Origin of the sequence: Acidihalobacter sp., assembly GCF_037381185.1 — a bacterium.
In the GTDB taxonomy this organism is placed as follows: domain Bacteria; phylum Pseudomonadota; class Gammaproteobacteria; order DSM-5130; family Acidihalobacteraceae; genus Acidihalobacter_A.
Map to the genome: position 1 here is coordinate 49266 of NZ_JARRQY010000031.1, position 20599 is coordinate 69864.

The following is a 20599-nucleotide window of genomic DNA, read 5'->3' on the forward strand; positions in this document are numbered from 1 at the left end:
GTCATTCCACCTCCAAATCCTTGATTTTCAAATCTTCGCCCTCGGTGACTTGCAATTGGTAGGCGCCGCACTCGGGGCAGGGGTCGTAACGCTGCTGAATCGTCACCGGCCGCATGCACATCAGGCACCAGGCGGTGGCAGGTTGTTCGATGATTTCCAGCGCGGCGCCCTCGGCGAGTGTGCCACGCGTGACCACGTCGAAGCCGAAGCGCAAGGCGGACATTTCCACGCCGGCCAGCGCTCCGATCTCCAGGCGTACGCGGTTGACCTTGCGGAACGACTGGCGCTCGGCCTCCTGTTCCAGTACCTGCACGATGCCTTCGCACAATGACATTTCATGCATGTCGTCGGATATCCAGATCATAAGCCACACACGGATCGATAGCGCAGATCAGCGCGCGCGCCTGGGCCGCGCAGGAGGCCTCCGAACGAAAGGTCAGTTGCGCGAGGGCCTGCACCGCGATGCCGCGCGGATGGAAGTTCCACTCCGTTGGCGCGACGATGTCGTAATCCTGAATCCGTCCCTGCGACAGTGTGATGCGATGCATCAGTTTTCCCCTTGCGGCTTCCACCACGCCGATGCCGTCGCCCGCTGCCGCATCGTCGTCGAGCGGTTCCCCCGGCGTGGCGGAACCTGCTTGCTCCAGGTAATCCTGCAGCTTCGGCAGGGTTGAATTCAACTCGCCGGCCAATGCGAGCAGCCGTGTCGCCAGACCATCGCCCCAGCGGCGGAAGGCGGCTTTGATCAGTGGCGTGTCGGACTGGCGGGCATACGGGGTGGTTTCTCGCGCCTGGCCGTCTATTTCGGGCCGCTGTGCATAGCCGCTGGCCGCATGCGTAAGGCGTGCCTGCCAAGCCCTGTCGCTGAAGCTCTCCAGGTGGCGGGTGGAGCAACCGGCGCCGAGAGTCTGCCAGTCGTTGGTGAACAGTGTGTGCAACAAGCGCTGCAGCATGGTGTGGGGACGCAAGCCGAAAGTGCCGGTTCCGGTGACTTCCTCCCAGCCTTCTCCCAGTACGGCCTCGCGGATCAAAGCGGTCAGTTGTCGCGTCGAGTCGTGGGTGGCGCTCCGGTCGTGGGTGAGGCTATTGGCAATCAGCCGCTGCTGGGCGAGCAGTTGTGCCGCGGTGTCGCGGTCGGGCTCGATGCCCAGCGCGACCGGCCAGTCCAGGAGAATCCGCAGCGCGTGTTCGCGGATGGTTTCCAGCTGCAGGGAGAAATCCCGAGCGGCCTGTTCGGCGAGCGTCGGCTCCAGATCCTGGGCGCGCTCGCAGGCGATGAGGGCAGCAATGCGCTGCGCGCCGCTGCACAGGCTGAACAACAGCGGCACCAGGCGCACTGCTTCGCGCGGGGTGCGTCCTATGAGCACACGGGCGGCATCGACGGGACGGCTCGAGGTGATGTCGACCTGCGCGATGCGTCCATTCGAATGGGCAAGGGCGAGGTGCAGACGACCACCCGGTTCGATGACGGAGCCGACGCTCATGTCGGCTGTCGGCGGAATTCTCCGCGCAGGAAGGCACGGCGGCTGACTGTTTCGGCTGCGGGCGGTTCGGCCGGAATGGGCTGTGCATATAGGACCTCCAGCGCCGCGAGTGCGGCGTTGCGGGCGGCCTCCTGATCGGTGAATTCCAGAGCCGGGGAGAACAGGGTGCAGCTCTTGTAGGCGCCGAGGGTTTCGTCGCGACCGACCAGGAATTCGAACTCGCCTAGCGGAAAGCTCTCGGTCGTTGCGCGGGCGGGGGCGAGTTCACCCCATTGCGATGCGTCGCGCGGCAACATGACCAGATTGATGAACCAGGGCGTGATGAGCACGCCGAGCCAGCCGTCGCCGTGTGCCTGGAAGCCGACCGCTTCGACGCGCAGGGCGGGGTTGAGCAGAGCCATGCCCTGCATGCGGTCGCTCTCGATGCGACGGAATGCTTCCTCGAGGCGGACGGTGGCGGGGATCGGGGAGGACATCAGGTCTGCGAAAGAACCATGAACTGTTCCTTGCTGCCGTCGCATTCGGGGCAGCGCCAATGGTCCGGCAGTTGCGCGAACGGCGTGCCCTGAGGGATCTGCCACACGGGATCGCCGTCCGTCGGGTCGTAGACGTACCAGCAGATCTTGCACTCCATGAGGGTGTCGTCGGTGATCTTGCTGCCGTCACCCAGGAAGGAGCCCTCGAAAGTCTTCATCGCGGCACTCATTGCATGGCCTCCAGAACCTCGCGCAGGCGTACGGCAGTGTCCTCCAGATCCTCTCGGGCGGCCAGCGCGGCCGACGGCACGTCGACGACTTCCAGTGTGTTGAGAATCAGGGCGTCGACGGAGTTGAAGTACTGGACCCACCATATATGAGCAACGCCGGTGGCGGTTATACGGCAGTTGCCGTAGCCGCGCGACAGGATCACGGTGTGGCCCTGGCCCAGCGTGGTCTCCAGGTAACCGAGATCCTCGGCGGTGTGCGGCAGCAGGCTGAGATTGATGACGTGGGGCTGTGCACCGGAGCGATAGGTCGCCTGCTTGCCGGCCAGTTCGACCAGTAGCATGCGGGCGTTGATCACGCCATCGGGCGGCGCCTGATCGGGCACGGCAAGCGCGGGCGCAGCGCCAACCAGACCATGTTCCAGCACGGCGGTGGGGATGCTGCCGATCTCGATGCGGTCCAGCTTGGATGCCGGATGGCTGACGCGCCAGACGCCGGCGAACACGGATTCCTGAATCAGCCACTCGTCCTCGCCGTGCAGGCGGATACTGACCTCGCCTTCACCGAGCACCTGGTTGAGCAATTCGCGCTGAGGGCCGTCCAGGCCGGAGACGTCGATGAATCGCGCGGTGGTGTCCGTGCGCGAATTCTCCAGATGCTCGAATATCCGTTGCAGGGTCTCGAGTGCCTGCGGTGCGCGCGCCAGTTCTTCCGGTTCGGGAAGCGGTGGGGGCAGATAGGTGTTCATCTCCTTGGGCAGGTCGGGATAGATGAGTTCCTCGTCGTCCGAGCCGGTCTGGCTGCCGGGTCCAAGGGCGACGATGGGGATGTTCAGGGGTTTCATGGATGCGTCTCCTGAAGTTGGGCCTGGGCGACGACGGGGATGCCGACGGTCGGTGGTCGGCGCGTTTCGCCGGCGAGAATGTCCCGGATCTGCTGCACGTAGTCGTTCCAGTCCTGCACGCGGGCGATGGCGCCCAGGTATTCGCCGTGGCGCAGGAATACCAGCGTGGGCCATTCGCGCACGCCGTAGCGCTTGCTGACTTCGCGCTCGTGGCCGCGCGACACCACTGCCGGCGTCAGGCGGTCGCCGAACAGGCGCACGATCTCGGGCAGGATCACGGCGACGTCGCTGCTTTCGGGGAAGCTCGCCGGGTTCTCGGTGAAGAACAGCACGCACTGCGGTGTGTGTGCGACGAACTGCTCGAAGTTGTCCGCGTCGAGCAGGGCGTAGCCGAGGGTGTCGGTAAGCCGTTCTATCAGTTGCATGCCCATGGGCTCGGATTCTCCAGGATGAGGGTGTCGGTGTCGGACGGGGCCGGCGGCTGGGTCGGGCGCAGGTGGGGCGGAAGCTGGGGTTCGCGGTCGATGAGGTCGCGGAAGAAGTGTTCGAATTCCTCGCCGGCGATTGCGGCGGCCAGTCCGTCCAGCGCCTGCGAAATGTCGCGGGCACGCGTCTCGTCCAGTACTTCGCGCGCCGAGTCGAGAAAGACCAACAGCCAGGTTCCGACCGGCTGCGGGCCGACCAGGTCGGTGTCGACCGCGGTGCGCGCGCCGTCGCGCAGGCACCAGGTCGTGCCGTCGGCGTCGACGGCGGCGATCTGCAGGGGAATGCCGATGCACATGTCGGACTCCTCAGCTGCCGGGGCAGAGAAAGCGGATATCGCCGTGCCGGAAGGCCTGTTCGGCGTCGGGACGGCTCGCTTCATAGCTTTCGATGTCGAGTTCGCGGCCGGTCAGGCCGGCGTCCGCCGGCAACGGCTCCACGCGCTCGTCGAAAGCGATGCCGAACGCTTCCAGGCAGTCCAGCGCCCGGCGTATGGCCGGTTCGATCTGCGCCTTGACCGCCGGGCGCAGGCTGCCGCCGTAGTCCTCAAGCTCGACCGGCTGCACGCCGATCAGCGTCAGGTGAGGGGGCAATCGCCCGGTGAGTTCGGCGACGCTGAGCACTTCCTCGAAACCGGCCTGGTGCAGGCTCATCTTCTTCGCCCCCATGAAGCGCGGCACGTCCGCGTCGCGAATCACCTTCAGCGTGCCGCCCGGCAGGCCGTAGTCGATGGCGTCGAAGACGATCATCAGGTCGGCGTCCTGCACGTGTTCGAGCAGGTAGAGTCCCTGCGTGCCGCCGTCGAGCAGGCGCACGTTGGCGGGAAAGCGGTAGTGCCGGTGGAGGTGTTCGACGGTGCGTACGCCGAAGCCCTCGTCGGCCCACAGTACGTTGCCGATGCCCAGCAGCAGCACGCGCAGCGGTTCGTGGTCGGTGACGTCCATGTTGCGTCTCCCTGCGGGCTCAGCCCGCACGCTTGTCCTTGAACAGGCGCCAGCCGTTGATCATGGTACTGACCATGGTCTGGCGCGAGACGACGTCTTCGCGAACGGCGACGTAGATGTGCACGATTACGAAGCAGACGATGAACCACATGCCGAGGTGATGCCATGTGTGCACGGTCTGCGGATTGCCGCCGAACAGCGGTACGACCCAGCCGAATATCGCCTCGGCCCAGCTGTTCTTGCCCAGCCCCTCGGCGTACAGCGCGAAGCCGGTGCAGATCATGAACAGGCTGCCGAGCACGAACATGAGGAACATGAACAGCTGGGCGAGCGGGTTGTGGCCGACGAAGGTGCGCGGTTCCTTCTCCAGGAACAGATACCAGCGCAGCTCGAAGAACAGGCCGCCCCACCACTTGCGGCTGAACAGCGGCGGCGCGAACAGTTCGCGTGCGTAGTGATTTCCGACGATGGCCCAGTAGATGCGGCCGAGGAAGCCGACGGTGAAGATATAGGCGGCGGTGAAGTGGATGAAACGGATATCGCCCATCAGAAAGTGCTGGCTGGCCTCGCCGGACAGCGAGGGCGGCGGGCTGCCGATCAGGTAGCCGGTGATCGCCAGCACGGTGATCGCGCCGGCGTTGATCCAGTGCCACAGCCGCAGCGGCGCCTGGTAGACGTAGACCGGCTTCTGGGTTGCGGATTCGCTCATGTGATGTCTCTCCTCCTGCCCGGAGCGCGGCGCGCCCCGGGCCTGCCTCGTGGGTATCAGCGCACCTTGACCTGCGTGAGTTCCTCGCCTTCGGGCGACATTACGTGGGTCGAGCAGGCCAGACAGGGGTCGAAGCTGTGCAGCGTGCGCAGGATTTCGACCGGCTGCTCGGGGTTGGCCATCGGCGTGTTCATGAGCGATGCCTCGAAGGCGCCGATGTTGCCCTGGACGTCCCGTGGAGAGCCGTTCCAGGTCGTCGGCACGACCGCCTGGTAGCTGTCGATCTTGGTGTCGCGGATCTTGATCCAGTGGCCCAGCGCGCCGCGCGGCGCTTCGGAGAAGCCGACGCCCTTGGCTTCCTTGGGCCAGCTGGACGGATCCCAGTACTCGACGTTGGCGGTGGCGGAGTCGCCGGCCTTGAGGTTGGCTACCAGCTTGTCCTGGAAGTAGCGCATCTTCTGCGCCGCCCAGGAGGCTTCGATGGCGCGCGCTGCCGTGCGCCCGAGGGTGGAGAACAGCGCCTGGAAGGGCAGCCCGGTGTCGCTGAGGAACTTGTCCACCGGTTCCTTGAATTCGGGCATGTTCTTGGCGTAGCCGATCACGTGGCGCGCCAGAGGGCCGACTTCCATGGCATGGCCCTTCCAGCGCGGCGCTTTGATCCAGGAGTACTTGGCACCTTCGTCGATCTGCTGGATGTTGGTGCGTGTGCCTTTGGTGTTGGGGCCGAGCACGTAGTCGGGGTCGGTGATGCCGTCCCAGGGATGCAGGCCCTCGTTGGGCTGCGGATACTTGTACCAGGAGTGATCGACGAATTCCTGGATCTGGTTCGGGTCGCGCAGGTCGACGTCGTAAACGCGCTTGAGGTCGCCGTTGATGATCGCGCCGTGGGGCATCATCAGGTTGTCCGGCGAATAGTCGTTGGCGTTGTCCGGAATGTCGCCGTAGGCGAGCACGCTCTGGCCCGAGAGGCCGCCGCCGTACAGCCAGTCCTTGTAGTACAGGGCCACGGCGCGGATGTCGGGCAGGTAGACCTGATCGATGAAGTCGATGCTGCGGTTGATGATGTCGGAGACCTGGTTCAGGCGCACCATGTTGACCGGCGCGCCGGCGGCCATGGTTTGGTCCATGTTGATGGCGCAGGGCACACCGCCGACCAGCCAGTTCGGATGCGGGTTCTTGCCGCCGTAAACGGTGTGGATCTTGACGATTTCGCGCTGGAAGTCGAGCGCTTCCAGGTAATGCGTCACCGCCATCAGGTTGCCTTCGGGCGGCAGCTTGTAGGCGGGGCTGCCCCAGTAGCCCTTGTTGAACAGCCCGAGCTGGCCGCTTTCCACGAAACGCTTGAGACGGTTCTGCACGTCGCGGAAATAGCCCGGCGAGGAGTTGGGCCAGGGCGACAGACTCTGCGCCAGCGCAGAAGTCGCCTTGGGATCGGCCTTGAGCGCGCTGATCACGTCCACCCAGTCCAGCGCATGCAGGTGGTAGAAGTGCACCAGATGGTCATGCACCTGCAGCATCAGCTGCATGATGTTGCGGATGGAGTTGGCGTTCTCGGGAATCTTGATCTTGAGTGCGTCCTCCACCGCACGCACCGAGGTGAGCGCGTGCGTGCCGGTGCACACGCCGCATATCCTCTCGGTGAAGGCCCAGGCGTCGCGCGGGTCGCGGCCGCGCAGGATGACCTCGAGGCCGCGCCACATGGTGCCGGTGGAAACGGCGTTGCGGATGACGTTGTCGTTGTCGACGTTCACCTCGCAGCGCATGTGTCCTTCGATGCGGGTGACCGGGTCGACGACGACGCGGCGCCCGCCGTCGTTCAGGGTGTAGCCGTTGGGAGTCTTGGTGACGCTCATTCGCTCTTATCTCCGTGCTGTTCTTCCTGCTTCTTCGCGGCGGAATTGCGGCGCGCGCGGACTACGGCGGTGACCGCGGCGTGCGCTGCTGCAGCCGCGCCGACGGTGCCCGCGGCCACGCCGCCGATCTGATCGGCGTTGGCCTCGATGCCGAAGCCGTTGACGTTGGTCAGGCGGTCGTAGAACGAACCCTTGTCCCAGAAACCGTCTTCGGAGCAGCCGATGCAGCCGTGGCCGGACTGGATGGGGAAGGAGGTGTCGCCGTTCCAGCGTACGGTGGAGCAGGCGTTGTACGTGGTCGGGCCCTTGCAGCCCATCTTGTAGAGGCAGTAGCCCTCGCGCGCGGCCTGGTCGTCCCAGGATTCGACGAATTCGCCGGCGTCGAAGTGCGGGCGGCGGTAGCATTTGTCGTGGATGCGCTGGCCGTAGAACATCTTCGGCCGGCCCTGGCGGTCGAGTTCGGGCGGGTGGCCGAAGGTGAGCATGTAGGTGATGACGCCGGTCATGACCTCGGCGATGGGCGGGCAGCCCGGCACCTTGATCACCGGCTTGTCGGTGATCACCTTGTGCACGGGAGTGGCTCGGGTCGGATTGGGACGCGCGGCCTGCACGCAGCCCCAGGAGGCGCAGGCGCCCCAGGCGATGATGTGCTTGGCGTGCTGGGCGGCGTAGCGCAACTTGTCGACGAAAGGCTGTCCGCCGATGATGCAGTACATGCCGTCCTCGTTGAGCGGCGGGTTGCCTTCCACCGCGAGGATGTAGTTGCCCTTGTACTTGTCGATGGTCTCCTGCAGGCAGGCTTCGGCCTGGTGACCGGCGGCGGCCATCAGCGTGTCGTCGTAGTCCAGCGAGATCATCGACAGGATGACGTCCTTGGCCAGCGGGTGCCCCGAACGGATGAACGACTCGGAGCAGCAGGTGCATTCCAGGCCGTGCAGCCAGAGTACGGGCGTGCGTGGCTTGTTTTCCATGGCCCAGGCGATCTTGGGCACGAAGGCGGGGCTGAGCCCCAGCGAGGTGGCGGTCAGGCTGCAGAACTTCAGGAAACTGCGGCGGCTGATGCCCTGGCGACGCATCACGTCGTAAAAGGTTTCGATTGCCATGCACTCCTCCCTCGGCGCCGCCCATGGCAGATGGGCGTGGGCGTATGTGGCTTGTTGGTACAGGCGCGGCCCGGGGCCGACGTCCTTGGGGGAGGGCAAGAGCAGAAATCAGGCCAGGATCAGTAATCGTTTTGACATCAAGCGGATAGGCTAGATACCGGTAACTGGCTATTGATCAATATGGAAGATTGATTTCCTATTTTGATGCGAATTTGGAAAGTAACTTTTCGTTTTGTGCCGCGACCGTTCAGTGTACGGTGCAGACCATGCAGGGGTCGAATGAGCGCACGATGTGCTGCACGGCGATGGGTTGGTTCGCGCCGTCATCGTCTATGGGGGTGTTTTCCAGTGCCTGTTCGAGCGCGCCGGGCCTGCCGTTCGCGTCACGCGGGGAGAAATTCCAGGTGGTCGGTGAAATGATCTGGTAGTTGCGAATGCGGCCGTCCTCGATCGTCAGCCAGTGTCCGAGGCTGCCGCGCGCGGCCTCCGTCAAGCCGACGCCCGCACACTCCGCCAACGACCGGGTGGGGACATGGAAGGGCTCGCCCGGGCGCAGAGCGTCGATCCACGCCACCATGGCCAGCGTGACGCGAGCGGTTTCGAGCAGGCGGGCGATGACCCGGTTGCGTACGTTGCCGCCGGATTCGGTCACCAGTTCGCGAATCAGCGGCTGGCCGTCCACAACCTGGCGCGCCAGGGCGCCGACCTCGACCGTCCCGCCGTGCAGGCGGGGTGCCTTGCACCAGCTGTAGGCATCTTGGCGCTCCGGGTCCGGTTGGGTCAGGCCGCGAGCAGGCGGTTCGGTTTCGCCGGCCATCCAGCTGTGGCTGACGTCCTCGGTGATGCCGTCGATGTCGAGCCTGCTGTGCCGGCCGTCGTGCCACACGCCGCGTGCGAAATGCGTCGCCCCTTCCGGGCCGCGATAGCTGCCGTAGCTCATGAAGCGATCGGCTGCGCGGCCCAGCGAGGCCAGCCCGGTGTCGTCGGCGAGTTCGAGAAAACAGGCGAAGTCGCTGCGGGACGGGGCATGCGTTTCCTGCCAGCGGCGTAGCGCGGCGATGTCGTCCAGGGCTGCGATTTCCTCCAGCGGCGAGCCGAATACGCGCTTCTCCAGGAAGCGGCGGAAGCTGCCGACGATGTTGCCTAGATGCAGGCGCTCGCGTGGCGTGACGGCGCGGGTGCAGCCGCCGGGCTGGATGGCGAGGCTGTGCGGCCATTTGCCGGCGAGAAGTCCCATCAGGTGCATGAACTCGGCCCGTGCCTGCAGGAATTCGGCGGCGGCGCTGCCGTGCACCGCGCGAAAGCGCTGTGCGACCGTTTCGTGCCAGGGGCGCGCGGCATACTCTTCGCGCGCGAAGTCGGGCATGAAGAACAGGTAGAAATGGGTCAGGTGGTCGACCAGATTCTCGTTGGCGTGGATCAGGTTGATGGCATGCACGCCGTTGGGCGGCGTCTCGGCGCCGTAGGCATCGGCCAGCGCGTGTGCGGCGGCCACCGACTGTGAAATCGAGCAGACGCCGCATACCCGCGGGGCGTAGACCAGCGCGTCTTCCGGGGCCTTGCCGAGTAGGATCTGTTCGAAGCCGCGGTACAGCGGCGAGTTGACCCAGGCGCTGGAAACGCGCCCGTCGGCGGTTTCGATCTGTACTTCGAGATCGCCCTCGACCCGGTTGAAGGGCCCCATGACCAGTCGCGACATGCCGCTCAGCTCCGCCTGGTCTTGCGGCTCGGGCGGGCGACGATGTGATCGGCGCGGGCGTTTTGTTTGATGCGCGCGGGTGTTGCCGCCTTGGCCAGGGAGCTGAGTGCGATGAACCAGGCCTTGGGCATGTCGGTCGGCAGGCCGATCGGGATGCCGGCCACGTTCGGCGTCTCCAGGAAGGGGTGACCGGGTTCCTCGAACTCCGGCGCGGCGCAGTTGATGCAGGCATAGCCGCCGCGGGTGCAGGAGCCTTCACCGTTCCAGGGGCGGGTGTTGCAGTCGGCGTGCGCCTGAGTGCCGAGGCAGCCGAGATGTTCCATCATGCAGCCGAGGTCGGAGGGTTGCACGGCGCTGGCCTTGTATTCGTAGAACTCGTTGCGCGGGCAGCCGTGGTGGGCGAGGTGCTCGGTATACATGCTCGGCCGGGCGAACTGATCCAGATGCTCGGCGGCCAGTTCGTCGCGCGCCAGCAGCTGCAGCGTGTCCAGCACCCAGTCCGGGTGTGTGGGACAGCCGGCCACGTTGATCACCGGCAGACCCGCGCCGGAGCGGTAGCCGGTGCCCAGCAGGCCGCCCGGGTAGCGGCCGTCGTACTGCAGGCCACAGGCATCGGTCGGATTGGAACCGCCGGCGGTGACGCCGCCGAAGGCCGCGCAGGTGCCCACGGCCACGGTGTGGCGCGCCACTGCGGCCAGTTCCCGCACCCAGTCGATCATCGCGCGTCCGGTGCCGGCGAGCACGTGAAAGCGTCCGGTGCCGTTGGGGCCGCGCAGCAGGGAGCCCTCGACGCAGAGCGCGTCGAGCCTGCGCTGTCCGCCAAGTACGGCTTCGATCTGCTGCAGCGCTTCGCCGCCGGTGGCCTGGCTCAGCGAGGGATGCCACAGCAGCTCGATGCCGGCGTCCTCGAGACGCTCGGTCAGGCCGGGGTTTTCGGCGCACAGCAGCGACATGGTGCAGCCGCCGCAGCCGCCGGATTGCAGCCAGATCACGGTGAAGTTGGGCATGGCCGGTGTAATTTCCTCTTTAAATGGGCTCGGGCGGCTAGGCGCCGTCACCGAGCGGCAGCTCGATGCGGAACAGCGCGCCGCCCAGTGGGCTGTCGCCGACGCGCAGTGTACCGCGATGCTCGGCGACGATGCCGTAGCTGATCGACAGTCCGAGGCCGGTGCCCTGGCCCACCGGTTTATGGGTGAAAAAGGGATCGAACACGCGTTCGCGGTCCTCGGCGGAAACGCCTGGGCCGTTGTCGTGCACCTCGAGCCAGAGCCGTTTGCCGTCCTGTCCGCCGCAGACGCGGATGTGGGGGGCGCCGAGTTCGGCGGTGGCGTCGACCGCGTTTTGGACGAGGTTCATGACCACCTGATGCATCTGTCCGGCGTGCCCCGTGCTGTGGAAATCGTCCGGCAGCTCGATCTCCGTGCGGATGTCCTGGCGCGCGCCTTTGAGCACCCAGTGCATCGCGGTCCTGATCACGTGGGCGAAGTCGAAACTCGCGTTCATGGCCTTTTGTCCGCTTGAGAAGCGGCGCAGATCCTCGACGATGTCGCGGACACGCTCGGAGCCTTCCAGAGTGCCTTCCATGAGTGGCTCCAGATCCTTGAGGACGTTGTCTATGCGCAGCTGCCGGCGCAGTTCCTCCTGCGCTTCGCCCAGGCCTTCGCCGTGCACCGTGGCGAGGTAGCGGTCGAGCTTGCGCACGTAGCCCTGCAGGACGTGTACGTTGCCGTAGACGAAGCTGATCGGATTGTTGAGTTCGTGCGCGACGCCGGCGACCAGGCGGCCGAGAGAGGCCATCTTCTCGGCCTGCACCAGGCTCTTCTGGGCCTGCTTGAGCTGGTCGTGGGCCTGGTTGAGGGCTTCGTAGGCCTTGCGCAGTTCGCCCACCGGACGGCCGATGAGTACGGCTCCTACCGGGCGGCGCCGGTGGTCGAAGCGGGTGCTGCAGTTCAGCGAAAGAGGCACGGCTTCCTCGCGCCCGACCATGCTGACTTCACAGTCGTAGACGGTTTGTTTGAGGAGAAGCTCTCGAAAAGAGTCGGCCAGTTTTTTGGACGACGGTGCAAACAGTGCGCTGAGCGGCTGGCCTGTCCAATCGGCGGCGGAGCGCCCGGTGAGAGCCTCCAGCGAACGGTTGACCTGTTGGATGCAGCCTTCGGCGTCGCACACGATCATCACGTCGGTCATGGATGATTGCACGCTGGCGATGAAGGTCTGGACCTCCTCGAGTTCGGTGTTCTTGCGCTCGAGTTCGACCTGGTGACGGACCAGATTCTCGTAGGTCTCGTCCATCTTGTGGATTACGTCCATCCACACGATTTCCGAGGCATCCGGCAGGTTGTCGCTGTCTTCAGGCTGTTTCACGGAGACGGGAGTCCGGTTAGGGATAAAATTTATATTCAAAAAATATGGTATTTGTGTTTGCGTGCGGTCAGAATTTGAAGTATAGGGGAGGTGTAGTCTATTGCTTCCACGCAAGACTTCTTCGGGGCGCCATCATCCGGAGGTCTCTTGGGGGGTAGCGGCGGCGGGTGGCCTTTGTGCTTCCGGTTCGGATTGAATTAGAGTTAACCGATTCCATTCAAGGCAACGGAGCGGGCGGCTTGCGATGGCTAGATTGGAAGGGTTTTTGGCGCGGTCCTTACTCCACGAGCTGATTGCGGCGCTCGGCGCCGGCGGGCGCCGTGTGATCGGCCCGCAGGTGCGTGACGGTGCGGTGGTCTATGAGCCGTTGGAGAGCGAGGCTCAACTGCCGCATGGTTTACACGATGTGCAGGCCCCTGGACGATATCGCCTTGAGCAGGCCGACACGCCGCGGTGTTTCGCCTGGGCGGACGGGCCGCAGGCGCTCAAGCCGCTGGTATTCAGCCCGCGGGAGCGTTTGTGGACCAGCGAACGCGCGGAGGATGGCGCGCTGCGCTTTCGTGAGTCGGCGGAGTCTGTCGAGCCGACCGCCGTGCTGGGGGTGCGCGCCTGTGATCTCGCTGCGCTGGCGCTGCAGGATCAGCATTTCCTGGAAGGTACGTTCCCCGATCCATCCTACCGTGCGCGGCGTGAGAGCCTGTTTCTCGTCGCAGTGCATTGCACGCATCCCGCCGATACTTGTTTCTGCGCCTCGACCGGTGACGGTCCGCGTGCAGAAGCCGGTTTCGACGTCGCGCTGCACGAGTTGGACGGCGGTTTCATCGTTAGTTCAGGAAGCCCTGCGGGCCATGCGTTTTGCGGCATGCTGCCCCTGAGCGAGGCGTCGGCGGATCTCTGTGTCAGCGCCGAGGCTGAGGTGGATCAGGCTGCAGCGGGACAGCAGCGCAGTCTGCCCGGACAGGACCTGCGCACGCCGCTGATGCAGCGCCTCGAGCACCCGCGCTGGGCCGAGGTTGCCGAGCGCTGCCTGTCCTGCGGCAACTGCACCGCGGTGTGCCCGACCTGCTTCTGCCACGCCGAGGTCGAGTTGCCGGATATCGACGGACGGAGCAGCGACCACTACCGGCAGTGGGATTCCTGCTTCACCGAGGGGCACAGCCGGCTGAGCGGTTTCGTGGTGAGGCCGGATACGCGCACGCGCTATCGCCAGTGGCTGGTGCACAAGCTGGCCACCTGGCATGACCAGTACGGCCGGTCCGGCTGCGTCGGCTGCGGCCGTTGCGTGACCTGGTGTCCGGTGGGAATCGACATCACCGAGGAGGCGCATGCCTTGTGCGCGGATCGGACATGAGTAGCCAGCCCGTCAGTCCCTACCTCCCGAGCGAGGCGGAAATCGTCGAGCGCGTCGAGGAGTCGCCGGGCGTGTTCACTCTGAGTCTGCGCCTGACCGATCCGCAGCGCCGCGAGAACTATGCCTTCCAGCCCGGTCAGTTCAACATGCTGGGACTGCACGGCCTGGGCGAGGTGCCGATCTCCATCGTTTCCGATCCGCGCAGGCCGGATCTGATCGACCACACCGTGCGCGAGGTGGGGCGGGTGACACGGGCGATGGCTGCATTGGGCCCGGGTGATCGCATCGGCCTGCGCGGTCCTTACGGCCGCGGCTGGCCCCTGCAGGAGGTCCGCGGCAGGGACGTCGTGCTGATCACCGGGGGCCTGGGTTGCGCGCCGGTGGTGTCCGTCATTCACTACGTGCTGCGCCGGCGCGACGACTATCGGCGTCTGGTCATCCTGCAGGGCGTCAAGCACAGTGCGGATCTGATCTGGAGAGATCGCTACCAGGAGTGGGCCGGTCTGGCCGACACGCAGGTGCTGCTGGCGGCCGACGTGGGCGGACCTGAATGGGCCTGGGGGATCGGGCCGGTCACCACGTTGCTGGGGCAGGCGCAATTCGACCGTGCCGCGGCGGCGGTCATGATGTGCGGCCCTGAGCCGATGATGCGCGCCGCCGGGCAGGCCCTGGAAGAACAGGGCGTCGGCGAGGAGAGCCTGTGGCTGAGCATGGAGCGCAACATGCAGTGCGCCCTGGGCCATTGCGGCCATTGCCAGCTCGGCGCGCCCTTCGTGTGCCGCGAGGGGCCGGTGTTTCCCTACGCCGAAATTCGTACTTACCTGGAACATCGGGGGTTCTGATGCCGGATTCTCACAGCAGTACGATGACGGTACCGCGCCCCCGTGTGGCGGTGCACAAGTTCAGTTCCTGCGATGGTTGCCAGCTCGCCCTGCTCAACGCCGGCGAGGATCTGCTGAGTCTGGCCGGGCGGGTGGATTTCGTGCATTTCGCGGAGGCCGGCCCGGTGGACCCGGAGGCGGAGGCCGATATCGCGCTGGTGGAAGGCAGCGTCGCCACGCCGGAGGACGTGGAGCGCATCCAGCGGGTGCGCGCCAACAGCCGCTATCTCATCACCATCGGCGCCTGCGCCACGGCCGGCGGTCTGCAGGCCCTGCGCAACACGGCCGACGCCGACGCCTGGGTGCGTGCGGTCTATGCCAGCCCGGAGCATATCTCGAGCCTGGCGACCTCCACTGCGATCGGCGAACACGTCAAGGTCGATTTCGAGATCTGGGGTTGTCCGGTAAGCGGACGCGAGGTGTTGGCGGCGATCGCCTCGCTGCTCGGAGGCGCCGTGCCTGCGCGCGAACAGGGTAAGGTCTGCCTGGAGTGCAAGCGCCAGCGCGCGGTCTGCGTGATGGTGGCGAAGGGGCTGCCGTGCATGGGACCGGTGACGCAGACCGGCTGCGGCGCGCTGTGCCCGACGCATGGCCGCGACTGCTACGCCTGCTACGGTCCGGGAGAGAACCCGAATACGGCGGCGCAAGGGCGCCGCCTGCGCGAACTGGGCCTCGCGCCCGCGGCGGTGTCGCGACGTTTCTCCTTTATCGACAGCCAGGCGCCGGCCTTCCGCGAGGCAGGACGGTATTGGCAGGAGCAGGCCGATGACTGAAAAGCGCAACGTGCGGATCGAAGTGCCGGTGCTGGCGCGGGTCGAAGGCGAGGGTGCGCTGCTGCTGAGCGTGCGCGACGGGCATATCGACGAACTGAAGCTGCGTATCTACGAACCGCCGCGGTTTTTCGAGAAATTCCTCGAAGGACGCGATCATCAGGACGTGATCGACGCCGTGGCGCGCATCTGCGGCATCTGTCCTGTGGCGTATCAGATGAGCGCGGCGCAGGCGCTGGAGCGCGTTTTCGGCGTGCAGCTGCCGGTCTGGGCCGAGCGCATGCGACGGGTGTTCTACTGCGGTGAATGGCTGCAAAGCCATGCCTTGCACGTGCACCTGCTCGCGGCGCCCGATTTTCTCGGCACCGACAGCGTGCTCGGCATGGCGCAGACGTACCCCGAGGAGGTCAAGCGCGGGCTGCGGCTGCAGTCCCTGGGCAACGCGCTGATCGCGCTGTTCGGAGGCCGTTCGGTGCATCCGGTCGGCGTTCGTGTGGGCGGTTTCCATCATGCGCCGACGCAGACCGCGGTGGACGGCATGCTGAAGCGCTTGCGCGTGGCGTTGCTAGAGGCTGAAGCCCTGGTCGCGTGGACGGCGTCGCTGCCGCTGCCCGAGTCGGACCAGGACTTCGTCAGCGTGTCGCTGCGCCACCCGGAAGAGTATCCGCTGTACTCCGGCCGTATCGTCAGCAGTACCGGGCTGGATATCGATGCGGAGGAATACGAGGCGCATTTCGTCGAAGAACATGCGCCGCATTCCACGGCACTGCACGCCAAGTTGCACGGAGAACCCTATCTGGTCGGCCCGCTGGCGCGGCTCAACCTCAACCTGGATCGTCTGCCGGAACCCGTACGCGCCGCGTTGGAGCGCACTGGCATCGAATTCCCCAGCCGCAATACTTTCCATTCGGTGGTCGCGCGTGCGGTGGAAATCCATCTGGTCATCTTCGAGGCGATCCGGTTGCTGGAAGACTACGCGCTGCCGGATCAGTCGGCCGCGCCGTTCAGCGTGCGTGCCGGCAATGCGGCCGGTGCCAGCGAGGCACCGCGCGGCCTGCTGTGGCACCGCTACGGCGTCGGCGAGGACGGCCTGATCAGCGCGGCGCGAATCGTGCCGCCGACCAGCCAGAACCAGGCGCGCATCGAGGAGGATCTGCGCCTGTCGCTGGAAGCCTGCGGCCTGGAACAGGCGGACGACGTGCTGCGGTTGCACGGCGAGATGGTCATTCGCAATTACGATCCGTGCATTTCGTGTGCAACGCATTTCCTGCGCCTCGAGGTCGACCGCGGTTGCGACTGAAGGTTCTCGGCATCGGCTCGCCGTTCGGCGTCGACCGCATCGGCTGGGACGTGGTCGAAGCGCTGGGGGCGCGTCATCCGCACAGCCGCTATGCGCTCGGCGAACTGCGCATCGGTTGCTGCGACCGCCCCGGTGTTGCCCTGCTCGAGCAGCTGCGCGATTGTGATGAAGCCTGGATCGTCGACGCGCTGGCTGGCGGACGAGTTGGTCACCTACGCTGGTTGGTGCCGGAGGATCTGGGGCTGGCGGGCGAGAGCTTTTCCACCCATGGCGCGGGTGTGGCCGACGCTCTGGCGTTGGGGGCGGCCCTCAACGAGCCGTTGCCGGCGGTCAGGCTGCTGGCGATTGAAGCCGGCTGCAAGCCCGAAGCCGAACTGCCGCAGGCATGTGTGGCACGGGCGCTTGATGAACTCTCGATGCGACTGCGCGACAGCCTGGGTGAGCCACTGTTATAAGCGCCCCGTCGCGTGCGGCGCGCGAAGCCGGTGATTTCGGCTCGCATTGTTGATCGTTTTTTCAGGCGTTACTTGGTCGCCGCCATGAGCAGCAGCGGCCAGCCGAACCAAAGCAAGGCGCCGGCGATGAGGACGAGGAAGGTGAGGGTCAGGCTGTCGCTGACCCGATGCATCAGACCGAAATAGACCGCGCAATAGATGAAGGTGATCGCGCCGCCTAGTAGTAGATGGCCTGGCGCGAAGCCGCTGGTGACCAGCGACAACGCCAGGCCCAATGCGGTATACAGAGCGGCGAACATGATCGGTTTGCCGTTGGCGCTGGACAGCCAGGCGAATCCCACCAGCAGCAAAACTCCGATGCCTGCCATGAGTCGGGCGCGCTCCTCCCACCGTGCCTCAGGAACCTTCCTCGACCGGTACGTCCGGCGCGTTGCCCCAGTCCGACCAGGCGCCTTCGTAGCCCTTGACGTTGGTGTAGCCCAGGTGGCGCAGCATGGCCCAGGTGTGCGCCGAACGGTGGTGCGTCTGGCAGTAGCAGATGATTTCCTTGTCGGGCGTGGCGCCGAGGGCTTCCAGTTCGCTGAGCAGTTCCTGTTCTTCGCGCAGGCGCAGGTTGCGTCCCTGATCCATGGCGCGGGTCCATTCGAAGTGCCTGGCGCCGGGAATGCGTCCGCCGCGCGCTGCGCGCACGTCGTGGCCGTGGTATTCGGGCAGCGAGCGGGCGTCGATAAGCAGCACTTTGTCGTCCTGTAGATGCGCCGCGATGTAGTCGCGGTCGGCGACCACTTCGCCGTGGTAGTGCGCGCGGTAGTCGCTGGGCGGCGCCGAGGCGGGCGTTTCCTCCAACGGGTGGCCTTCGTTGGCCCAGGCGTGCAGGCCGCCGTTGAGCAGCGTGTGACCTTCCAGGCCGAAGGCGGCCAGCGTCCACAGCAGCCGTCCGGCCTTGCCGCCGCCCTCGTCGTCATAGGCGACGATGTGCTTGCCGTCGCTGAAGCCGATCGTGGACAGGACGCGGCTGAACTGGTCCTCGTCGGGCAGTAGTCCGGCAATCGGTTCGCGGGCCGAGACGATATCGGAGTAATTGACGTGCACGGCACCGGGCACGTGCATGCGGGCGTAGAGTTCCGGCTTGCACAGGTCGACCACGATCAGTTCGGGATCTCCGAGCAGCGACTCGAGGTCGGCGGGTTCAATGATCAGCGGCAGGGGCTTGTCCATGGGCGGATCCTCCGGATTTTTCTGGGGACGGAGAGCAGACCCTGGGCGGCGCCATGCCGGGGCTCCCCGGGATGGGAGCGAGGACGGTGTCGACCTGGGCGAGGGCAGGGTCGGCGTCAGGGTAGTCGAGGTTGTAGTGCAGGCCGCGGCTTTCGTGCCGCGCCAGCGCGGAAACGATGATCAGTTTGGCCACCACGGCGAGATTGCGCAACTCGATGAGATTGCAGTTGACGCGGAAGTGGCTGTAGTACTCGTCGATCTCGCCGAGCAGCAGGTCGGCGCGGTGCTGTGCGCGCTGCAGGCGTTTGTTCGTGCGCACGATGCCGACGTAGTCCCACATGAAGCGCCGCAGTTCCTCCCAGTTGTGGGTGACGATGACCTCCTCGTCGGAGTCGGTGACGCGGCTGTCGTCCCAGTGCGGAATCTGCGGCGCCTCGCGCGGGGACGACGGCAGTCGGCGCAGGATGTCCTGGGCGGCGGTTTCGGCGAATACCAGGCACTCGAGCAGCGAGTTGCTGGCCAGCCGGTTGGCGCCGTGCAGGCCGGTGCAGGCGACTTCGCCGATGGCGTAGAGGCCGTCTATGTCGGTGCGTCCGTCGAGGTCGGTGAGTACCCCGCCGCAGGTGTAGTGCGCGGCGGGCACCACGGGCAGGGGCTCGCGGGTCATGTCGTAGCCGAGTTCGAGGCAGCGGCGGTGGATGTTGGGGAAATGTTCGGCGATGAACTCGGGCGGGCGGTGGCTGATGTCGAGGTAGACGCAGTCGAGGCCCAGGCGCTTCATTTCGTGGTCGATGGCGCGGGCGACGATGTCTCGCGGGGCGAGTTCGCCGCGCGGATCGAAGCGCTGCATGAATCGCGTGCCGTCGGGCAGCAACAGCCTGCCGCCTTCACCGCGCACCGCCTCGCTGATGAGGAAGGACTTGGCGCGCGGGTCGTACAGGCAGGTCGGGTGGAACTGCATGAACTCCATGTCCGCCACGCGGCAGCCTGCGCGCCAGGCCATGGCGATGCCGTCGCCGGAAGCGGTGTCTGGGTTGGAGGTGTAGAGGTATACCTTGCCGGCGCCGCCTGTCGCCAGCACGACCATCGGAGCGCGGAAAATCTGGACCTGTCCGCTGTCGCAGTCCAGTACATAGGCGCCGAGCACGCGGTCCTCGGCTTCGCCGAGCTTGCGTGCGGTGATCAGGTCGACGGCGATGCGCTGTTCGAACAGATGGATGTTGCGGTTGGCGCGGGCGTGGCGCAGCAGGGTTTCCTCGATGGCCCGGCCGGTGGCATCCTCGGCATGGGCTATGCGGCGATGGCTGTGTCCGCCTTCGCGCGTGAGGTGCAGTGCCTCGGGGGCATCGCCGGCGCGGCTGAAGGGCACGCCGAGTTCCACCAGCCAGTCGATGCACGCGGGGGCGTGCTCGACCACCATGCGTACCGTCTCCGGGCGGTTCAGGCCGGCACCGGCGTCGAAGGTGTCGGTGACGTGAGCGTCGAGACGATCGGCGGGGTCGAGCACGGCCGCAATGCCGCCCTGGGCCCAGTACGTGCTGCCTTCAGCCAGGCCGCCTTTGCTGAGCACGGCTACTCGGGCGTGGTCGGCCAAGCGTAGCGCGAGGCCTAGGCCTGCAGCGCCGCTGCCCAGGATCAGTACGTCGAAGGGGGGGAGTTTGCCTTGAGTGTTCGTCATATGATGGGCTATTTTGTCACACTTTTCCTAACAGACCGTCTAGTTTGTCTTCGGTCTGCTTGCGGGTGGAGACGTTGTTCTGAGTCGTTTGTCGGTTGATCGGTTTTGCGGGGGCTTGATGTGCGCTTCGCAGGTGGCCTGGGAAAGGCTTGTCTAGGATAGTGCAATGAGCCAGGAGGTCGCTGATGTCGAACTCGTACGCCGGGTTCAGGCGGGGGATACGCGCGCCTTCGATCTGTTGGTGCTGAAATATCAGCACAAGATCCTGCATCTCATCGGGCGTTACGTGCACGATCCCGTCGCGGCGCAGGATGTCGCGCAGGAAGCCTTTATAAAAGCTTATCGCGGACTACGGAACTTTCGGGGCGATAGCGCGTTCTATACATGGCTATACAGGATCGCGATCAATACGGCGAAGAATTTCCTGGTGACCGAATCGCGGCGAACGCCGGATTACGAGGTCAACGCCGAGGATGCCGAGCATCTGAACGGCGAATCCGGTTTGAAGGAATATGCAACTCCCGAGAGGGAGTTGTTGTCTGAAGAGATAAAGCAGCAAATTTTCAAGGCGATGGAGGATTTGCCCGAAGACCTCAGAAGCGCAATCGTACTGCGCGAACTTGAGGGTATGAGTTACGAAGAGATCGCGCAGGTGATGGAGTGCCCGATCGGGACGGTGCGTTCGCGGATTTTCCGCGCACGTGAAGCCATCGACCGCCAGTTGCGTCCTTTACTGGGCTAGCTGGAGGCGAGATTGAC

General features: G+C 65.5%; 23 protein-coding genes. 6 read left to right on the forward strand and 17 right to left on the reverse strand.

Annotated elements, in window-relative coordinates:
* Position 1: 1 nt before the first annotated feature.
* From hypA to P8014_RS11770, 14 genes are all read right to left on the reverse strand, one after another.
* Positions 2 to 343 (reverse strand): hydrogenase maturation nickel metallochaperone HypA, encoded by a 342-nt coding sequence (gene hypA / locus P8014_RS11705; RefSeq protein ID WP_337817508.1) that lies wholly within the window; start codon positions 341 to 343, stop codon positions 2 to 4.
* Positions 336 to 1484 carry a nickel-dependent hydrogenase large subunit gene (locus P8014_RS11710; protein ID WP_337817509.1) on the reverse strand — a complete coding sequence of 383 codons (1149 nt, stop codon included), beginning with the start codon at positions 1482 to 1484 and terminating at the stop codon, positions 336 to 338. Before P8014_RS11710 ends, hypA begins: the two co-directional genes overlap by 8 nt.
* Complete coding sequence (gene hybE, locus P8014_RS11715; RefSeq protein ID WP_337817510.1) at positions 1481 to 1960, reverse strand: [NiFe]-hydrogenase assembly chaperone HybE; 480 nt, start codon at positions 1958 to 1960, stop codon at positions 1481 to 1483. The genes P8014_RS11710 and hybE overlap by 4 nt, the downstream gene beginning before the upstream one ends.
* Positions 1960 to 2190, reverse strand: coding sequence for a rubredoxin (locus P8014_RS11720; protein ID WP_337817511.1), 231 nt, complete (start codon positions 2188 to 2190; stop codon positions 1960 to 1962). Before P8014_RS11720 ends, hybE begins: the two co-directional genes overlap by 1 nt.
* A complete protein-coding gene (locus tag P8014_RS11725; protein WP_337817512.1) occupies positions 2187 to 3032 on the reverse strand; it encodes a hydrogenase expression/formation protein in 846 nt (281 codons plus the stop codon). The genes P8014_RS11720 and P8014_RS11725 overlap by 4 nt, the downstream gene beginning before the upstream one ends.
* The gene (locus tag P8014_RS11730) at positions 3029 to 3463 is read right to left on the reverse strand and encodes a hypothetical protein (RefSeq protein ID WP_337817513.1); all 435 of its coding nucleotides are present in this window, start codon (positions 3461 to 3463) and stop codon (positions 3029 to 3031) included. Before P8014_RS11730 ends, P8014_RS11725 begins: the two co-directional genes overlap by 4 nt.
* The gene (gene hypC / locus P8014_RS11735) at positions 3448 to 3813 is read right to left on the reverse strand and encodes a HypC/HybG/HupF family hydrogenase formation chaperone (RefSeq protein ID WP_337817514.1); all 366 of its coding nucleotides are present in this window, start codon (positions 3811 to 3813) and stop codon (positions 3448 to 3450) included. Before hypC ends, P8014_RS11730 begins: the two co-directional genes overlap by 16 nt.
* Positions 3814 to 3823: 10 nt before the next feature.
* A complete protein-coding gene (locus P8014_RS11740) occupies positions 3824 to 4459 on the reverse strand; it encodes a HyaD/HybD family hydrogenase maturation endopeptidase (RefSeq protein WP_337817515.1) in 636 nt (211 codons plus the stop codon).
* Positions 4460 to 4478: 19 nt separating this feature from the next.
* The gene (cybH, locus tag P8014_RS11745; RefSeq protein WP_337817516.1) at positions 4479 to 5168 is read right to left on the reverse strand and encodes a Ni/Fe-hydrogenase, b-type cytochrome subunit; all 690 of its coding nucleotides are present in this window, start codon (positions 5166 to 5168) and stop codon (positions 4479 to 4481) included.
* Positions 5169 to 5224: 56 nt separating this feature from the next.
* Positions 5225 to 7021: a nickel-dependent hydrogenase large subunit gene (locus P8014_RS11750; protein WP_337817517.1), complete on the reverse strand. Its 1797-nt coding sequence runs from the start codon at positions 7019 to 7021 to the stop codon at positions 5225 to 5227.
* On the reverse strand, positions 7018 to 8124 hold the full coding sequence (locus P8014_RS11755) for a hydrogenase small subunit (protein ID WP_337817518.1): 1107 nt from the start codon (positions 8122 to 8124) through the stop codon (positions 7018 to 7020). The genes P8014_RS11750 and P8014_RS11755 overlap by 4 nt, the downstream gene beginning before the upstream one ends.
* Positions 8125 to 8371: 247 nt before the next feature.
* Positions 8372 to 9823: a nickel-dependent hydrogenase large subunit gene (locus P8014_RS11760; RefSeq protein ID WP_337817519.1), complete on the reverse strand. Its 1452-nt coding sequence runs from the start codon at positions 9821 to 9823 to the stop codon at positions 8372 to 8374.
* Between the two features lie 5 nt (positions 9824 to 9828).
* Positions 9829 to 10830, reverse strand: coding sequence for a HupU protein (locus P8014_RS11765; RefSeq protein WP_337817520.1), 1002 nt, complete (start codon positions 10828 to 10830; stop codon positions 9829 to 9831).
* A 37-nt stretch (positions 10831 to 10867) separates the two neighbouring features.
* Positions 10868 to 12187 (reverse strand): ATP-binding protein, encoded by a 1320-nt coding sequence (locus tag P8014_RS11770; protein ID WP_337817521.1) that lies wholly within the window; start codon positions 12185 to 12187, stop codon positions 10868 to 10870.
* A gap of 244 nt (positions 12188 to 12431) precedes the next feature.
* Here P8014_RS11770 and P8014_RS11775 point away from each other — a divergent pair, with 244 nt between their 5' ends.
* Genes P8014_RS11775 through P8014_RS11795 form a run of 5 tightly spaced genes read left to right on the forward strand, consistent with a single transcriptional unit; the run spans position 12432 to position 16944 of the window.
* Positions 12432 to 13538: a 4Fe-4S dicluster domain-containing protein gene (locus P8014_RS11775; protein WP_337817522.1), complete on the forward strand. Its 1107-nt coding sequence runs from the start codon at positions 12432 to 12434 to the stop codon at positions 13536 to 13538.
* Positions 13535 to 14380 carry an FAD/NAD(P)-binding protein gene (locus tag P8014_RS11780; RefSeq protein WP_337817523.1) on the forward strand — a complete coding sequence of 282 codons (846 nt, stop codon included), beginning with the start codon at positions 13535 to 13537 and terminating at the stop codon, positions 14378 to 14380. The genes P8014_RS11775 and P8014_RS11780 overlap by 4 nt, the downstream gene beginning before the upstream one ends.
* Positions 14380 to 15192 carry a sulfhydrogenase subunit delta gene (locus P8014_RS11785; RefSeq protein ID WP_337817524.1) on the forward strand — a complete coding sequence of 271 codons (813 nt, stop codon included), beginning with the start codon at positions 14380 to 14382 and terminating at the stop codon, positions 15190 to 15192. The genes P8014_RS11780 and P8014_RS11785 overlap by 1 nt, the downstream gene beginning before the upstream one ends.
* Entirely contained in the window at positions 15185 to 16489 is a 1305-nt protein-coding gene (locus P8014_RS11790) for a Ni/Fe hydrogenase subunit alpha (RefSeq protein WP_337817525.1), read from the forward strand. The genes P8014_RS11785 and P8014_RS11790 overlap by 8 nt, the downstream gene beginning before the upstream one ends.
* Entirely contained in the window at positions 16480 to 16944 is a 465-nt protein-coding gene (locus P8014_RS11795; protein WP_337817526.1) for a hydrogenase maturation protease, read from the forward strand. The genes P8014_RS11790 and P8014_RS11795 overlap by 10 nt, the downstream gene beginning before the upstream one ends.
* A gap of 68 nt (positions 16945 to 17012) precedes the next feature.
* Here the strand turns inward: P8014_RS11795 and P8014_RS11800 are convergent, their stop codons facing one another.
* From P8014_RS11800 to nadB, 3 genes are read right to left on the reverse strand one after another with little or no spacing between them, the layout of a single operon-like run.
* Entirely contained in the window at positions 17013 to 17312 is a 300-nt protein-coding gene (locus P8014_RS11800) for a hypothetical protein (protein WP_337817527.1), read from the reverse strand.
* Positions 17313 to 17340: 28 nt separating this feature from the next.
* A complete protein-coding gene (locus tag P8014_RS11805) occupies positions 17341 to 18162 on the reverse strand; it encodes a sulfurtransferase (RefSeq protein ID WP_337817528.1) in 822 nt (273 codons plus the stop codon).
* Positions 18134 to 19840: an L-aspartate oxidase gene (gene nadB / locus P8014_RS11810; protein ID WP_337817529.1), complete on the reverse strand. Its 1707-nt coding sequence runs from the start codon at positions 19838 to 19840 to the stop codon at positions 18134 to 18136. Before nadB ends, P8014_RS11805 begins: the two co-directional genes overlap by 29 nt.
* A 166-nt stretch (positions 19841 to 20006) precedes the next feature.
* Here nadB and rpoE point away from each other — a divergent pair, with 166 nt between their 5' ends.
* A complete protein-coding gene (rpoE, locus tag P8014_RS11815) occupies positions 20007 to 20582 on the forward strand; it encodes an RNA polymerase sigma factor RpoE (RefSeq protein WP_337817530.1) in 576 nt (191 codons plus the stop codon).
* The last annotated feature ends 17 nt before the right edge of the window (positions 20583 to 20599 follow it).